Consider the following 15880-nt stretch of genomic DNA (forward strand, 5'->3'; position numbering starts at 1 on the left):
AACCCTTTCGACCCGAAAGATAATTAAGTTAATCTGCAATCGGCAAAACGGGGGAATCGATTTTCGCTATTTGCCTTTAAAATCTTCCTGGCTGGCACGGGTTAAAAAGTCTTTCTCTTCCTGCGTAAGCATTTCATAACCACCGGCCTGGTTCATTTTGTCTAAAATAGCATCCAGGCGCTGCTGTGTAAGCCGGGAGGTCCTGGTAAAGGGCTCTCCTGAAGTTTTATAAAAGTAGGTATCTTTTATTTTTTTCCGGTTTGCCTGTTTTTCCGGGTTAAAAAGGTTGATGAACCAATCATATACCCGGTTCATCCATTCGCTTCCATCATAGCCCTTCCTTAAAAGGTAAATAAAAAGAAAGCCGGTCAACGCCCCGGTAAGCTGCGAAAAATAAAGCGCCGGTACGCCGGGCGGTATGGTGGCAAAATCAATAACGGTATAAATAAGTGTAATGATCCAGAGCGAGATGCCCCCGTTGAGCATTGGCAATAACTTATAATTGGGCGAAATGGTGGTTGCTGCAACGGCAATGGCCAGGATGCAGGCGCCTGATCCGCTGCAATAGGGAAATGCATGGGTTTCCGGGTGCATGGCCCTGCAAACAAAAACGTATACCAGACCCGAAAATATGGTGGAATAAACAAACAGGGGAATCAGTTTCCTGTTGCCGGTTATGTCAATAAAGATAAAACCAAAACACCATAGCCATAACATATTGGCGATGAGCTCCCAAACATTGACCTGCACAAAAGAATAGGTCAGGAAGGTCCATATCTTGGCAAGGGCCGTGCCCAGCTTTGGCGATAAGGCAATGGTACTCAGGATATTTTCGTTAAAATACCCGGTTACATCCGCTCCTTCGTCAAAACGCAGGTAGGTGAGCGCCTTAAAAAAAGCAAGAACAACAAACAGGATCATGCTGATCGCAATGAGTATGACCAGTGGATTTACCCGTGTTCCAAAAGACAGCCGGCTGTCATAGTTTCTGTCAGAAATACCCATATCAAATACCCAACAAAATTAAAGGGTTAAAAGTTGATTCCTTATTTAAGATAAATTTAGTAAAAATTACGCCGGTTTGTTTTATTCCAGACTTTCAGGAGCAAAAAACCCGTCAGCGCTCCCCCAAGGTGCGCATAGTGCGCAATGGTATCGCCGGAGGCGCTGTACAGCCCAAAAACCAGGTCAATGACGATCAGGCCGGTGATGGCCCATTTGGCCTTTACGGGCACCGGTATAAACATAATGTAGAGCTCTGTATTGGGAAAGGTCATGGCAAAAGCCACCAGCACACCCATTACGGCGCCGGAAGCACCTACGGCAATACTGCCGCTGTGGGTGTAATATTGAACGGCCAGGTGCAGCGCTGCCGATCCCAGCCCGCAAATAAAATAAAAGACCAGGAAGCGTTTGGCCCCCCAAACATTTTCCAGGATGCGCCCAAACATCCAAAGCGTAAACATATTAAAAAGGATGTGGAAGAACATTTGCGAGCCGGAGGCGGCATGGGCAAACATATGCGTAATAAGCTGGTAGGGCTTAAATCCTTCGCCAATGGGCCAGAGCGCCAGTTTGCCGGTCAGGAACCCAACACTGTCATATACATCTCCGATTGCCACTACAGATGCGCCATACCGGTTGTCGAACAGGAGCTGTGCCACCCAAACTACTACGTTAATGGCAATAAGGTATTTAACGGCGGGCGGAAACTTTTCGGCGGGTCTTGTAAAATAGGAACTCATGAATCATTATTTAAGTTGGGCTCAGGACCGGAGTTTGAGCTGCACCACGTTCTCAATATGCAGCGTGTGCGGAAACATATCCACCGGCTGAATTTTGGTTACTTCGTATTTTTCGTTCAATAAAGCCAGGTCTCTTGCCTGGGTAGCCGGGTTGCAGCTCACATACACCACAATGGGCGCTGCCATTTCATTGATCTTCTGCACCAGCTTCTCATGCATGCCTGCCCTTGGCGGATCGGTTATTATAACATCCGGACGCCCGTGTTGTTCAAAAAAAGCGTCGGAACAGATGTCGATAACATCCCCGGCATAAAAACGGGTCTTATCGAGGTCGTTTAATGCCGCGTTTTCTTTGGCGTCTTCAATGGCCGCATCGATCACCTCTACGCCAATCACTTTTGCGGCTTTTTCGCTGCAAAAGATACCGATGCTGCCGGTACCGCAATACAGGTCGTACAGGGTTTCTTTACCGGAGAGCTCTGCAAAATCGCGGGTTACCCGGTAAAGCTCCACCGCCTGCGTCGTATTGGTCTGGAAAAAAGACCTGGGACCAATCTTAAACCGGTACTGCTCCAGCTGCTCGGTTACATACCCGGGCCCGTACCAGGCCACCGGCTCCAGGTCATAAAGGCTGTCGTTCCTCTTTGTATTAATGGTATAAAGCAGGGTGGTGATCCGGGGAAACTGTGTGCGGAGATGCTCCAGCACCTTTTCCCTTTTTTCAGGATCATCTTCGCCCATGACCAGGTTTACCATCAGCTCCCCCGTTTCGCAAAGGCGTACCTGCATGGTGCGCAAAAAACCGGTATGCTGCCGGAGGTCGTAAAAACTATAGCCATGTTCCTTTGCAAAGGCTTTTACCGCCAGGCGGATGGCATTGGTGGGCTCTTCCTGTAAATAACAGGTCCGGATGTCCACGATCTTATCCCAGAAGCCCTTCCCGTGAAAGCCGGCCACACCCTGTTTCCCGTACTCGTGGGGGTTAATGCCCTGCTCCTTCAGCGCATTGAACTGCTCTTTGGGCATAAAAAGTTCGGTGCCAAACGTATATTCGATCTTGTTGCGGTATTGCTGTGTTTTGGCGGCGCCCAGGATGGGCTGCATATCCGGCAGCGGAATTTTGCCGATGCGCTGCAGGTTGTCCTTTACCTGCTGCTGTTTGTATTGCAGCTGTTTGTGGTAAGGAAGCATCTGCCACTGGCAGCCGCCGCAAACCCCAAAGTGGGAGCAAAACGGGGTTACCCGCTCATCGGAGTAGGACCGGAAGGCGATGGGGTGCCCTTCGGCCCAGTCCTTTTTGTTCTTACCCAGGCGAATGTCCACCACATCGCCGGGAACCACCTGCTCCACAAAGATCACTTTGCCCTCTACCCGGGCAATAGACCGGCCTTCGGCAGCATAGTCTTCGATCAGGATATTTTCAAGAATAATATTTTTTTTCTTTTTCCGAGCCATGTTATAGTTGTTTTCCCTGAATGAGAACAGCCGACCGGATGGATTGTTCCTTTAAATGTAAAAATTGTTTCCGTTCTTCATCTTCCAGGAACCGCCTGAAATCCGCTTCCGTTTCAAATGAAACCAGGTGCAGTTCATACGGCGGCTCTGTATTGACTTCGATAAAGTCCGCTTTTTGCGGGCGCAGCCGCAACAGGAGCCGGCCATTGTATTTTTTTATCAGGGGAAGGGCCCGCTGCTCAAACTCATGAAAAACGGCCTCGCTCCCTTCCTTAATGTAAATGAGTTGTGTAACAAATATCATTCGTACAATACAATAATCGCTGGTTTTAACGCTCCCGGCTGCGCTTCAGCCGGCCTGTTACAGTTCTTTTACCACGGCGCTGATGATCTGGGGCCGGCCCAGGGTATAGTAATGGAGCACGGGCACCCCGTTCTTTTTAAGGTCCTTTGACTGCATCAGTAACCATTCCGTACCTACTTTTTCCACATCCTCGTTGGTCCGGCACTTCATCATTTCTTTTGAAAGATCTGTTGGCAGGTCAATATGGAAGGTTTTGGGAAGCACGTTCAGCTGCTTGAGCGTGTATACGGGCTTCAGACCGGGAATAATGGGAACCGTGATCCCCGCTTTACGGCAGGCGTTTACAAATGCGTAATATTTGGCATTGTCAAAAAACATCTGGGTTACAATATAATCGGCTCCCGCTTCTACCTTCGCCTTCAGGTAGGCCATATCGGTTTCCATATTGGGCGCTTCAAAATGCTTTTCGGGGTACGCGGCTACGCCAATGCAGAAGTCGGTTTTGCGCGAATTTCTCAGGTCCTCTTCCAGGTAAACCCCGTTGTTCAGGTCCACCACCTGTTTCAGCAGGTCAATGGCATAAGGATGCCCGTCGGGCTGCGGAATAAAGGCCGTTTCATTTTTAGCCGCATCCCCGCGCAGCACCAGCACATTGTCAATGCCCAGGTAGTTCAGATTAATCAGCGCATCTTCCGTTTCATTAATGCTGAAGCCCCCGCAGATCAGGTGGGGAACCGTATCCACGTTGTATTTATTCATAATGGCGGCGCAGATGCTCTCCGTACCCGGCCGTTTGCGTACGATCACTTTTTTGAAACTCCCGTCGGGGTTCTTTTTAAAAATATGCTCGCTCCGGTGGTAGGTAACATTAATAAAGGCCGGTTTGTATTCCATCAACGGGTCCAGATGGTCGTAAAGCGCCTCAATACCCTTCCCTTTCAGGGGGGGGAGTATCTCAAAAGAAATTAATGTATTCTTTGCATTCTTAATATGATCGATCACCTTCATAGGCTGCAAAACTAATGGAAAGATACCAGTATTGAAGTTCCAGGTTTCGCGTTTGATGTGGGAGCCGTTTTTATCCCTGGCACCCGGCAGCTGTAATGCGGCTAAGCGGGTCAAACGACAGAAAGCCGGGGACCGCCCGCTTATCACTCAGCAGGAATTCGTTATTTTAGTAAAAAATAAGCCGGCCGGATGAAGTTCCAGATAACTGTTTTAACCATGGTGCTTTTTTGTTTGCAGCCTTTTGCCTCAATGGCGCAGCATTTGTTTAAAGGAAGGGTACTGGACAATTACTCGGAGCTCCCGGTGGAGAATGCCACGGTTACCATCAACGGGGTAACGGCGCAGGCCGGAAAGGATGGGTATTTTGAAGTAACGGCGCCGGGCAAAACGCCCAATACCATCCGCATTTCGCATATAAGCTTCAGGGATACGATCCTGCTGTCCGGGGTTCCGGAGGTATTCCAGCTGGTTAAGCTTACAAGGAGCATAAGAACAATGGGCGAAGTGATCGTACTGTCCGGCCACACCGGGGAGGAGCTCATCCGCAAGGCAAATGCGGCCATTTGTGCCAACTACTCCAAAAGGCAGATCCTGGCGGAGGGCTATCATATTGCCCGGGAGTCTTTTAATAACGACCGGTTTGTATATGAGGATACCGCCCTTGTAAAAGCCCTTATCCCATCCTACTGCAGGCCGGGGCAGGTAATGCTGAACCTGGTACAGAACAAAGCCGGCATTACGGTGCGTGACAGCAGCTTTGCCCGTACCCTTGCAATGTCCGGCGGCTATTATTTTGTAAAGGGGGCCGACTATGTGTACCGGCAGGTATTTTCCGGTGAGCATATGGACCAGTACCGTTTTGTCCGCAAGCCGGATTCCATTGCCGCAAACCAGCAGCTGTACGTGGTGGCTTTTCAAACCCGGGCAAAATCCGATCTTTTTATGGAGGGAACGGTCTATATCGACAAAACCACCCTGGCCTATGCCGCTTTTTATGTAAACCTGGTCCGGCAGCCAAGGCGCACCAGGGAGTATGCTATAGAAAAGGAGTATGCCAGTATTATTGTTCATTATAAAAAAGCGGCCAACCGTAAATATTACCTGCAGTCCTTTTTTAGCGAAAATACCCGTACCCAACAGGGGCTGAGCCGTTTTCCGGGTATTGTGCAGGCGGCCCGGCTAAAACAGGCGTATACAACCCTTCGTATAAAAAAGAAAGGTCCTTTTGATGTACATGCCCTGCTTGGGGAAACGCTGACCTTCAGTGAAATTTCAAAGCCCGCAGAAGTTATCCCATGGAAAGATGTGGAGCGGGCTGCTTCCGGTGAAATAGTGCTGGAGAATTAAAGGGGGGTATTTCGCCGGATTAGCAGGAACGGTCTTGTCTCCCGGCTCAATACCAGGAACTCTTCAGTCCGGCATTCCTATGTACAAAATCTTGTATATAAAATAATTCAACTATTTTGTTATTTTGTCTTTAATATCAAAATTAAAGACACTATGCCACACAACATCTCACTAACCAATGCTGCCGCTATGACGCGCCGCTACCGCCAAAACAGTGAAGCCATCCTGGCTGCCGGGTTTCAAAACCATAATATTCTACCCCTGTGTGAAACCTTTGACAGGGCCGCAATTGACGCGCTGCTTGCGCAACCGGGTTGCACAGGTTTAAGGATCTACTACGGTATGGATACCGAGCTCAAAGTACATGCGATACTGGTAGGATCAGACGCTTCCAATACTGATATACTTCCGCCCAATAGTATCGTAAAAACAGAGGAAGACGGATATATTATGGAACAATCCATTCGGTGCCCGCCTACCTGTCCTCCGGAAAGTCCTTTGAATGTTTGATAAAGGTATCCCTGGTTTTTAATCAGTCAAACGGCTGTTTTGGAGATTTGGTATAATATAACAGTGATCAGCGGGTTGTCCTGCCTGGTACCTGCCGTTGCGGGCTGGTGGCGGTTACAAAAGATCCGTCCCGTTTTTTACCCCTTTATTGTAGTACTAACTGCGAACTACTGTGCAGAACTGCTGAGCTTTATACTTGTTAAAACAGGCCGCGATAATACCGGTTGGTATAATTGTTATGCCTTAATATATCTATTGCTGATCCTTCTCCAGCTTTATAAATGGTCACCGGCCAGAAGTGTTTCTGTTATGCTGCGCTTTTCCGGCCTTTTATTATGTCTCTTATGGCTGTTTACATGTCTCTTTGCAGGTGGCCTGGCTGCGAATTTCACTTTATTTCTCCTTTTTAGGGATAGCAGCATTGCAGCATTTTGTTTTTTGTTATTGTACCAACGTATACCGGCCTGTACGTTTAGTATTTATAAAGATGCGGTGGTGCTTATTTGCTGTGGTTGGCTATTCCTTTTTGTATACGATGGTATTATGCAGTTACTGTTCCTCTGGGGCCAGTGGTTGGAAAACCCCTCCCTACCATACCTACAACCCTTTTATTCCATTGTTAACTTTCTTGTGCTTTTAATTCATTTAATTGCAGTAATATGGATACCACCAAAGACCCCCTTATAATCACGGCTGCTGTAGTTCTTTTCATTATGCTGCTATTATTTGCCGTGGTACTTACCTTTATTATCCGGGCCCAGCGGCAATTTTATGCTAATAGCAGCAAGACTGTTTTATCTCGCCTGGAGATACTTGAAACGGAACGCACCCGCATTGCGCGCGATCTGCATGATGAGTTAAGCCCTATGTTAAGCCGGGTTTTCATGTATGTTGACGTCTGCAGTAACAGATATGGACCGGCTGTATCCGATTTTCTTTTGCCGCCAAAAGATATTCTCAGCCATTTGATTGAGCGGGTAGCCGAAATTATCAAAAACCTGGAAGATGAACGGATTATAAAAAATGGTTTACAGCAATCCATATTAACTATACTGGAGCAGTACCGGCATCTGCAACAATTGCAGTCTACTTTTTATTATAAGGTAAAAAGCCCGCTTTCAAGGGCAGCAACGATCGGCCTTTACCTTATTCTGTTGGAGCTGATCCAAAATACCCTTAAGCATGCACATGCATCGGCTATTGAAGTACAAATATGGCAGTGGCGTAGTTTTCTTTTTTTTAACTATAAGGACAATGGTAGCGGCACCTGTTTCTCCGGCAACCCCGACGGTACCGGACTTAAAAGTCTGCAACAACGTATTGAGCTGCTGGGTGGGACCCCGGAAGCTAACACACAGCCTGGCAATGGCTTTCAGTTTCATATACCCTTAAAACCGCATAAAGATGGATCTTGCTGAAAAAATACAGCTGTACATCGCAGATGACCAGAATCATTGCCTGGAGTCGCTGCGATTGGCCCTGGAGGATGCCCCTGATATTCATATTGCCGGCGTTGCCCAAAGCGGGGAACAGCTTTTGGCATTGGTGGCCAACAATCTTCCGCAGGTGGTCATTACAGATATTAATATGAGCGCTACAGATGGTATCACTGCAACCCGGCTCCTCAGAGAGCAGTATCCCTCTATTAAAATACTGGGATTTACCCAATACACAGACGAAAGGCTGTTGATTGAAATGATGCATGCCGGGGCCGATGGTTATCTTTATAAAGGCACCGACAGTTACACTATTGCCACGGCTGTACGGATGGTTGTGAATGATGGCAATTTTTTTTGCACCCGTACACTGAAAAAACTGGCACAGGTCTTACAACAAGGCATTTTTCGCTTATCGCCCAAACCAATACCTCCTGGTTTTTTTGTTGGTAAGGAAAAAGATGTGCTGCTACTCTTGTGCGAAGGGTTGGGCGGTAAGCAAATAGCTGCCAGGTTGGGCCTTACTGAAAATACTGTAAATAAATACCGGGCCAACCTGCGTGAAAAGACCGGAAGGCCCAACGATGCTATGCTTGTTTTGTTCGCTGTACAACACAACCTGTTTAATCCTGATTCCTGATCAAAAATCAGGTACTCTTGCTATGGCAGCTGCCCTTTAAATTTTGTGTAATGGAGACAACAGATTTTCTAATCCGCTTTCAGCCACCTGGCAACAATACAGCTACGGCTATCCGCAGACCCGGGCCTGCACCCATTGGCACGTTTTGTCTGCCTTATGCCCGGCAGGAGCTGCTGCAATGGGCAACGGATAATTTTGTATTCCAGCAATTTTACGCCGGAAGTGATTTTGCCATAGCAACCATTGATATTAATGTAACAGAGCATACCGTTCTGGAGCTGCAATGTACCAAGGCCTTTAATGGGCTGCAGTACACGTTGGATGGCTATGCTTTTGCCTGGCTGGCAGGTTACGGTCACCTGTGCCTTTTTAAGGATACCTATACATTGCAATATGTGCCGGAGGAGTGGCACCGGTTGTTTTTGCCCAGGGGAGTGTACCGCTTCTTTTACATGGACCCAGGAAAACTGCTGGCCAACCTGGCACCCGATCATCCGCCGGTGCAAAAAATAGTATTACTGAAGAATGCCCAGGCCCCCTCCGGCCGGTTCATCACCCGGCTGCCAGCCACTGAAACTGTACGTCGGCTGATCCGCAATTTTGAGAAACTGCCTGATGCCAACGGACATACGGCACTACTGGCCGCCGGTTTTATCAACGAGCTTACCCACTGCTATCACCGGCAGGTAAAGTACCCGGCAGCCGGCTTTGCCACACCGGAATTACTGAACGTATTTATCACGAATAGCCTTCAACTACCGGAACCGCAATTTTTCAGCCGTCTGAAAGAGCTCTTTTTTATTTCCCCTGCCACGCTGGAACGCTATTGGCGTCGGCGTTACCAAACAAGTTTTCGTGGCACTGTAAGCAGGATACGTATGTTGTTTGCGCTGTACCTGCTGGTAGTGGAAGGCTACAATGTCAGCAAAGTTGCTACCCGTTTAGGTTATCTGAACCCATCAGATTTTAGCCGGCAGTTTAAAAGGCAGCTCGGCTTTCCGCCGGCAGAAGCGCTGCGTCATGTTCGCTTTTAAAAAACAATTATATCCATGCACGAATCAACATAAAAGGCCTTTTTGGCAAAAAAAATGACGACCCGCCCTATGGGATCCGCCTTTTTCAAACTCCATCTTTGTACTGAACATGCTGCCATTATAACCAACACGTTGGGATCCTATATATGCTCAGCTCGTAAAAGGATTATAAGGGTGCCGCAACGCCACCCAAAACAGCATTGTTTCTGAAATGAAAAAGCATGACCGATTCCCTCACATATTATGTTCCTTCCCCGAAGAGCTGCAATCAATGCAACCCGGGGCACTTACGAAGAAAGGGTATGCTGTTATTGCGCTAACGGCATACCCTGTAAAGACTCTTATTGTTTTATCAATACTTATTTTTCATTATAAAATTACAAGAAATGAATACGAAAAGAAGTCATAAGACTATAAAATTCATACTGCCAATATTGGCTTTGGCGTTCGCTGTTGGTATCGCATTTGCCTTTACAGGTACACAAACCCCGGTTAAGACCAAACTGCTGGATGCAACACTGCATTTCAACTATACGGCGCCGGGAGGGGACTATTCACCCGCCGCAGTTAGAACAAGAGCAAATTGGACGGTCACTACCGCACCGAATTGCGAAACCAATTTTGACAACGATGCTTGTTCTTTTTCAATAACAGTGCCGGACGCAGATAAAAACTCCTATTTAAGCGGCAGTAATCCAAGTTTAAAGGCATCCATTCAGACATCTGGCACCTCAACTGATGCGTATGTCACAAATATTGTGGATAGTACTTTGAGTACCCCGCTGGACCTGACCTCAACGATCAGCAATAAACTCCAGCCTTAAATTACCAGCGGCCATCTTAATTTTTAAGATGGCCCTTTTTTTTACGATATTTGCAGCTTACTGTTGTAAAAATAGCAATTTATACCATGAAGAAAGTAGATCCCCGCTTTGAAAAGTTTGCAAACAAAAAAAGCAACGCCGCCATAAAAGAGGCCTTTAAACAGGAAAAAAGAAAATATAAAAAGGAACGTGCCGCTTTTTTTGAACAGAAAAAAGCCGAGGCTGCAGCAAAAGCTACCCAGGCTGCGGCAGCGCCCAAAATTGAGCGGAAAGTGGCTCCTGCAGAGCAGATGCCATTGAATAAATACCTGGCCCACAGCGGCGTTTGCTCCCGCCGGGATGCAGTAGCTTTTATCAAAGAGGGAAAAGTGAAGGTGAACACTACCGTAGTCATAGAACCGGGTTATAAAGTACAGCCGGCTGATGTAATTACACTGAACAATAAAAAGATAACGCCGGCTAAAAACCTGGTCTACATCCTGCTGAACAAGCCCAAGGATTATATTACCACTACCGATGATCCGCAAAAGAGGAAAACGGTGCTGGATCTTATAAGAACGGCCACCACCGAACGTGTTTACCCCGTGGGCCGGTTAGACAGGAATACCTCCGGTGTACTGCTCATTACAAACGACGGGGAACTGGCGCAGCAACTGACGCACCCCAGTAATGAAGTGAAAAAGATCTATGCCGCTACATTAAACAGGCCTCTTGAAAAGAAAGATTTTGATAAAATATTGAAGGGGGTGGTACTGGAAGACGGGCCGGCTCCCGTGGATGTACTGGCGTATTCCGACCTAAAGGATAAAACCCAGGTGGGTATTGAAATACACAATGGCCGGAACCGTATTGTGCGCCGTATTTTTGAATCGGTAGGATACGAGGTAAAGCACCTGGACCGGGTCATGTTTGGCGGGCTTACTAAAAAGAACGTTGAACGCGGGAAGTTCCGTTTTCTGACAGAAAAAGAGGTTCGGAATCTTAAATTTTTTGGCAAGGGGAAAAAATAGCCCCACTTAGGAATAAAAATGAAGCCGCAGGATTTAATAGTTTTTGAAGATGATGACCTGGTGGCCCTTAATAAACCATCGGGGCTGCTTTCGATCCCCGACAGGGCCGGGAAGGATCCCTCGCTTAAAGAGTTGCTGCAGCAGGTATATCCCGCTGTCTTTACCATACACCGGCTGGATCGTGAAACCAGCGGACTGATCCTTTTTGCAAAGAACGCGGAGGCGCATAAACATTTCAGTCAGCAGTTTGAGGGCCGGAAAACTGTAAAGATCTATAACGGGCTGGTGATGGGGTCGGTTCCGGAGCTATCCGGGAGCATTGATGCGCCTATTGCAGAAAATATGGTCAAACGCGGTACGATGCTCATTCACCGCCGGGGGAAGCAGGCGCTCACCGATTTTAACGTGCTGAAGGATTTTAAGATATATAGCTGGATGGAATTCCGGATCCACACGGGCAGAACGCACCAGATCCGGATCCATGCCAAAGAGATAGGCCACCCGCTGGCTGTAGATACGATCTATGGCGATGGAAAGCCCCTGTACCTGTCCTCGTTCAAGCCAAAATTCAACCTGTCGAAAGAACATCTGGAGGAGCGCCCGCTGCTGAACCGGCTGGCCCTGCATGCATCCCGGTTAAAGATCGAGGCGCCGGAAGGGCATTGGCTGGAGCTGGAGGCGCCGCTGCATAAGGACCTGAAGGCGACCCTGCAGCAACTGGAAAAGATGAAAAAATAACTATTTCAGCAAAAAATGATATAGTTTGTCTGCCTCTGACGGATAGTCAAAGAACGGGAGTTTATTAAACGCCTCCCCGAAAGAACCTGGTAATGAGGTATTCCTGCTTATGTTGTTCAAAATGGCCATCAGGTCTTCCTGGTTTTCGTAATAAAGGGAAACCGTAACCAGGTCCGTATTGATCTTATAAGCGGCAGGCAGCAACAGGGGTTTGCGGTAACCATAAGCCAGGTGATAGGCGCCGGATACACGGGTTTTGCCATAAACCGTATCTTCCTTTCCTTTTACCAGGGGCAGGATATAGTCTGCCGCGGCAATATAACGGTGAAAGGTATCATAGCCAACATATTCTTTAAAACAGATGATCCGGGGCTCTTTTTCATTGATCTGGTGTACCAGTGTTTCAATTGCTGTTTCTGTGCTTTGAAGATTGCCCAGGAAGATCAGTTTTATATTTACAGGCAACCCTTTTTCGTGGATCTGTTGCAGCAGGGGAATAAAATCCTTTCTTTTGGAACTTACGACGCCCGGTACAACAATCCATCGTTCGCCCGGCAGTTTCCCGCGGATGGCTATAGGTTCGGGTTGCGGAAAATAGACGGGAAAAAAAGGGAAAAGCCGGTCGTGAGGGAAGCGTTCTACCGCGTTCAGAATAAAGTTGCCGAATACAATATACTTTTTTATCCGGAAGGGATACACGTATTTAAACGTAAGACTCCTGCCAAGCTTTTGCGCATCGTGAATGATGCCGGTAATGTTCATTTTGGGAAGCAATAGAAGCATCTTTCTTACAGCTTTGCTTTCTACCGTGCCAAAAATGATCAGTTCTATTTGATATTGTTTTACAATGCTTCTGATCCGGCGCGCCATTGCAAACCAGTTTCCGGTGCCTTTTAGATCATCAGGGGCAAAAAAGCAATGGCTATAGCAATGGGTGTCTTTTACCAAAGGCTTTAACCCCTCGTTGCATAAGAAAAACACTTCCGCATTTTTTTGTTTTAAAAAATGAACCAGCGTATATATATTCTCCAGATGAGACCCTCCCAGTTCAATAATTAAAACCTTCATAAATGTGTTACAGGATTTCTTTGTATAGTTCTTTGTACTGCCGGGCCGTATCTGCCCAGTTAAACTGCCTGGCCCAGTTGATCAGTTCCTGGCTTTTTCCATTGATCTCGTTTAATTGCTGCAGGTATCCCGCTGCCACGGTGCTGATATAGTCCGGGTCAAAATTATCCAGGTACAGGGCGTGAGGCCCTCCTATTTCAGGCAATGAAGTGTGTTTTGACAACAGGACCTGTTTTCCCATTTGCATGGCTTCTACTACCGGCAGGCCGTACCCTTCGGCAACAGAAGGAAAGCAAAACAGGACCGAGTTCTTAATAAGCCAGTATTTTTCGGTTTCGGGTACCGGGCCTATCAGCCGTACCCGGTCGGCAACACCCTGTTTTGCCGCATTGGAAAGGATTTCCCGCCGGTACTGTTCGTCCTGGTTTACACCAGCAATTACCAGGTGGCAATCATTGTTTTTAAGCAATGCCGTCAGTACATGAAAGTTCTTTTTGGAAGCAATGGTTCCCACACTAAAGAAAAAAGGTGTGCTGAAATCACCCGCCGGTTTTTTGAGCTCTTTGGGAATATTGGCGCCTCCGTTATAGATAACGTGCACCGGTTTTCCGCCCAGCCTCAGGTGTTGCTCCATTTCCGTTTTTACAAAATGGGAAATGGCCACTAATCCGTCTGCCTTATCAACCAGCTGCTGGGTGCGCGCCATGTATTTCCTTTTTTTGGCATTGGTTTTACGTTCGTGAAGGAAATTGAGATCGTGTATGGTAGCCAGCAGTTTCAAACCGTTTTTCTTCAACGGGAGATAGCTGCTGCCCTGGTAGGTACAATGCCATAGCCGGCAATGAGAAAGACGACTCCTTAAAAACTTATCGGAAATTTTATGGACCAGGTATTTGTATTCGGGCCCGAAGAACCCCCTGTATTTTTCAGGAGTATAAAAAGTAAGCATGTCACCCGGCACTCCCTGGGATATCAATCCCCCGCCCAGTTCCTTGCAGAAATGATACAACCCGGTGTACGGATATTTCATTCGCTCACAATCTAAAATAATATTATCCATTCAAGTTTTTGGTGTATTGCTCCATTACAAACTTATACAAATTAAATGGTCCTGATTTTAAATTTTCAGTTATCTCCAGCTTTAGTTTTGATTTATCAATCCCTTTCATTCGTTCTTTTTGGATCAGGTGGTACGCTTTTTCTGCCAAAAGCCAGCTTCTCTGTTCTTTTTGTGCGGCGGATAGTTCCTTTTTTTGAATGGCTTCATATAGGCGATCTATACCCGTTCCTTCCGTTGCCACTGTTGGCAATACGGGGATCAGTTCTTTTGTGCGGGCAAATACGGGAGCCAGCATTTGCCGCAGGTTCTTTATAAAAAGATCCGCACCAGGCCGGTCACTTTTATTAACCACAAAAATATCCGCTATTTCCATTAACCCGGTTTTCATGGTCTGCACTTCGTCTCCCGCCTCCGGCACCAGCACCACTACGGTCACATCTGCCAGCCCGGCAATTTCAATCTCGCTTTGCCCTACGCCAACCGTTTCCACGATAATGAGGTCAAACGGCGCGGCTTTAAGCAGGTCGGTGATTTCGATGATCTTAGGATTGAGCCCTCCCATTGCGCCCCGGCTGGCAAGGGACCGGATAAAGACCTGGTTGCTGAGGTACCACCGGCTCAAACGGATGCGGTCGCCCAGGAGTGCTCCAAAATGAAAAGGAGATGAAGGGTCAACGCAAATAACGGCTACCTTTTTTCCCTGCTGCACCGCCAGGCTCACCAATGCATCGGTTAAAGTGCTTTTCCCGGCACCGGGAGGACCGGTGATACCCACCACCGGAAGCATATGCCGGGGCAGTTGCTCCAGGAAAGCCATATAGCCTTCCTGCTCATTCTCCACAAGGCTGATCGCGCGTGCCAGCGCTTTTACAGCACCCTGTGTTACCCCGGCTGATAGCGAATTCCACATAGGATGCTAAAATACGGAAGAAATAGCAGCTGATCTGCCGCTGTGCTGATCAAAATACCTGGTTCCCGGCCTCAAACGTCAAACTTTTTTACCTTTGGGTATGACCAATTTCATTCCCATATTCCCGTTATCGGTTGTTGTGTTCCCGGAGGAGCAGCTGAACCTGCATATTTTTGAGCCTCGGTATATGCAATTGATCCGGGAAACTGCTGCTAGCCAAAAACCATTCGGGATCCCGGTAGTGGTAGATAACCGGCTGCAGGAGTGGGGCGCCCTGGTATACCTGGAGGAAATTGTGCGGGTTGATGAAAAGGGGGCAATGGATATCCGGACCCGGGGTGGTGACCTGTTCCGCATCCTGGAAGTGATCCGCGATATTCCGGAAAAACTGTACTCTGGGGCTATTGTCAATTATCCGGAGAACGACCGGAACGGAGACCCCGGAATAATGCGGCAACTTGTACAACAGATGCGCACCCTGCACGACTATCTTGAGGTGAAAAAAGCATTCCGGAAGGATGACCACCTGTTAACCGCCTACGATATTGCCCATCACTCCGGCCTGACAATTTATGAAGAGTACGAATTCCTGCAGCTGACCCGGGAGCGGCAGCGCCAGGAGTATTTAAAACGGCATTTTGAAAAAACGTTGCCGGTTTTCGAAAAAATGGACCATTTAAAGCAGCGGATAAGGATGAATGGCCATTTCAGGGCCCTCGACGGATTTGATATAAAATAATGATCGTAAGGTGGAAAGCGGCCCCGGCGAATAGCGGGCCCGGAAACCTGGA

The 15880-nt window shown here is 47.6% G+C and carries 17 protein-coding genes; 9 read left to right on the forward strand and 8 right to left on the reverse strand.

Features of this window, described 5'->3' with window-relative positions; translation table 11 throughout:
* Positions 1 to 66 precede the first annotated feature (66 nt).
* The 5 genes from BLS44_RS08535 to metF are packed head-to-tail and all read right to left on the reverse strand — an operon-like array spanning position 67 to position 4512.
* Complete coding sequence (locus tag BLS44_RS08535; protein WP_090389659.1) at positions 67 to 1005, reverse strand: rhomboid family intramembrane serine protease; 939 nt, start codon at positions 1003 to 1005, stop codon at positions 67 to 69.
* Positions 1006 to 1061: 56 nt separating this feature from the next.
* Positions 1062 to 1745 (reverse strand): rhomboid family intramembrane serine protease, encoded by a 684-nt coding sequence (locus BLS44_RS08540; RefSeq protein ID WP_090389660.1) that lies wholly within the window; start codon positions 1743 to 1745, stop codon positions 1062 to 1064.
* Between the two features lie 21 nt (positions 1746 to 1766).
* Positions 1767 to 3200, reverse strand: a complete 1434-nt coding sequence (gene rlmD / locus BLS44_RS08545; protein WP_090389661.1) for a 23S rRNA (uracil(1939)-C(5))-methyltransferase RlmD — start codon at positions 3198 to 3200, stop codon at positions 1767 to 1769.
* A 1-nt stretch (position 3201) separates the two neighbouring features.
* Entirely contained in the window at positions 3202 to 3504 is a 303-nt protein-coding gene (locus BLS44_RS08550) for a DUF1330 domain-containing protein (protein ID WP_090389662.1), read from the reverse strand.
* A gap of 57 nt (positions 3505 to 3561) precedes the next feature.
* On the reverse strand, positions 3562 to 4512 hold the full coding sequence (gene metF, locus BLS44_RS08555; RefSeq protein WP_090389663.1) for a methylenetetrahydrofolate reductase [NAD(P)H]: 951 nt from the start codon (positions 4510 to 4512) through the stop codon (positions 3562 to 3564).
* Between the two features lie 189 nt (positions 4513 to 4701).
* Between metF and BLS44_RS08560 the strand changes: the two genes are divergently transcribed.
* From BLS44_RS08560 to BLS44_RS08600, 8 genes are all read left to right on the forward strand, one after another.
* A complete protein-coding gene (locus tag BLS44_RS08560; protein WP_090389664.1) occupies positions 4702 to 5859 on the forward strand; it encodes a peptidase associated/transthyretin-like domain-containing protein in 1158 nt (385 codons plus the stop codon).
* A 153-nt stretch (positions 5860 to 6012) separates the two neighbouring features.
* Entirely contained in the window at positions 6013 to 6369 is a 357-nt protein-coding gene (locus tag BLS44_RS08565) for a hypothetical protein (protein ID WP_090389665.1), read from the forward strand.
* A 659-nt stretch (positions 6370 to 7028) separates the two neighbouring features.
* Entirely contained in the window at positions 7029 to 7787 is a 759-nt protein-coding gene (locus BLS44_RS08575) for a sensor histidine kinase (protein WP_090389667.1), read from the forward strand.
* Entirely contained in the window at positions 7774 to 8445 is a 672-nt protein-coding gene (locus tag BLS44_RS08580) for a response regulator transcription factor (RefSeq protein ID WP_090389668.1), read from the forward strand. Before BLS44_RS08575 ends, BLS44_RS08580 begins: the two co-directional genes overlap by 14 nt.
* A gap of 50 nt (positions 8446 to 8495) precedes the next feature.
* Entirely contained in the window at positions 8496 to 9479 is a 984-nt protein-coding gene (locus BLS44_RS08585) for a helix-turn-helix domain-containing protein (protein ID WP_090389669.1), read from the forward strand.
* Between the two features lie 386 nt (positions 9480 to 9865).
* Entirely contained in the window at positions 9866 to 10303 is a 438-nt protein-coding gene (locus tag BLS44_RS08590) for a DUF6520 family protein (protein ID WP_090389670.1), read from the forward strand.
* A gap of 86 nt (positions 10304 to 10389) precedes the next feature.
* Positions 10390 to 11313, forward strand: a complete 924-nt coding sequence (locus BLS44_RS08595; RefSeq protein ID WP_090389986.1) for a pseudouridine synthase — start codon at positions 10390 to 10392, stop codon at positions 11311 to 11313.
* An 18-nt stretch (positions 11314 to 11331) separates the two neighbouring features.
* The gene (locus BLS44_RS08600) at positions 11332 to 12051 is read left to right on the forward strand and encodes an RluA family pseudouridine synthase (RefSeq protein WP_090389671.1); all 720 of its coding nucleotides are present in this window, start codon (positions 11332 to 11334) and stop codon (positions 12049 to 12051) included.
* Here the strand turns inward: BLS44_RS08600 and BLS44_RS08605 are convergent, their stop codons facing one another.
* From BLS44_RS08605 to meaB, 3 genes are read right to left on the reverse strand one after another with little or no spacing between them, the layout of a single operon-like run.
* Positions 12052 to 13119: a glycosyltransferase family protein gene (locus BLS44_RS08605; protein ID WP_090389672.1), complete on the reverse strand. Its 1068-nt coding sequence runs from the start codon at positions 13117 to 13119 to the stop codon at positions 12052 to 12054. It abuts the gene before it with no gap.
* A 7-nt stretch (positions 13120 to 13126) separates the two neighbouring features.
* Complete coding sequence (locus BLS44_RS08610; protein ID WP_176954355.1) at positions 13127 to 14149, reverse strand: glycosyltransferase family 4 protein; 1023 nt, start codon at positions 14147 to 14149, stop codon at positions 13127 to 13129.
* A 22-nt stretch (positions 14150 to 14171) separates the two neighbouring features.
* Positions 14172 to 15089, reverse strand: coding sequence for a methylmalonyl Co-A mutase-associated GTPase MeaB (meaB, locus tag BLS44_RS08615; protein ID WP_090389674.1), 918 nt, complete (start codon positions 15087 to 15089; stop codon positions 14172 to 14174).
* 100 nt (positions 15090 to 15189) lie between these two features.
* On the opposite strand from meaB, the gene BLS44_RS08620 reads away from it, so the two are divergent.
* Positions 15190 to 15828, forward strand: coding sequence for an LON peptidase substrate-binding domain-containing protein (locus BLS44_RS08620; protein WP_090389675.1), 639 nt, complete (start codon positions 15190 to 15192; stop codon positions 15826 to 15828).
* Positions 15829 to 15880: the final 52 nt, after the last annotated feature.

The organism is Niabella drilacis (assembly GCF_900101395.1).
In the GTDB taxonomy this organism is placed as follows: Bacteria; Bacteroidota; Bacteroidia; order Chitinophagales; family Chitinophagaceae; genus Niabella; species Niabella drilacis.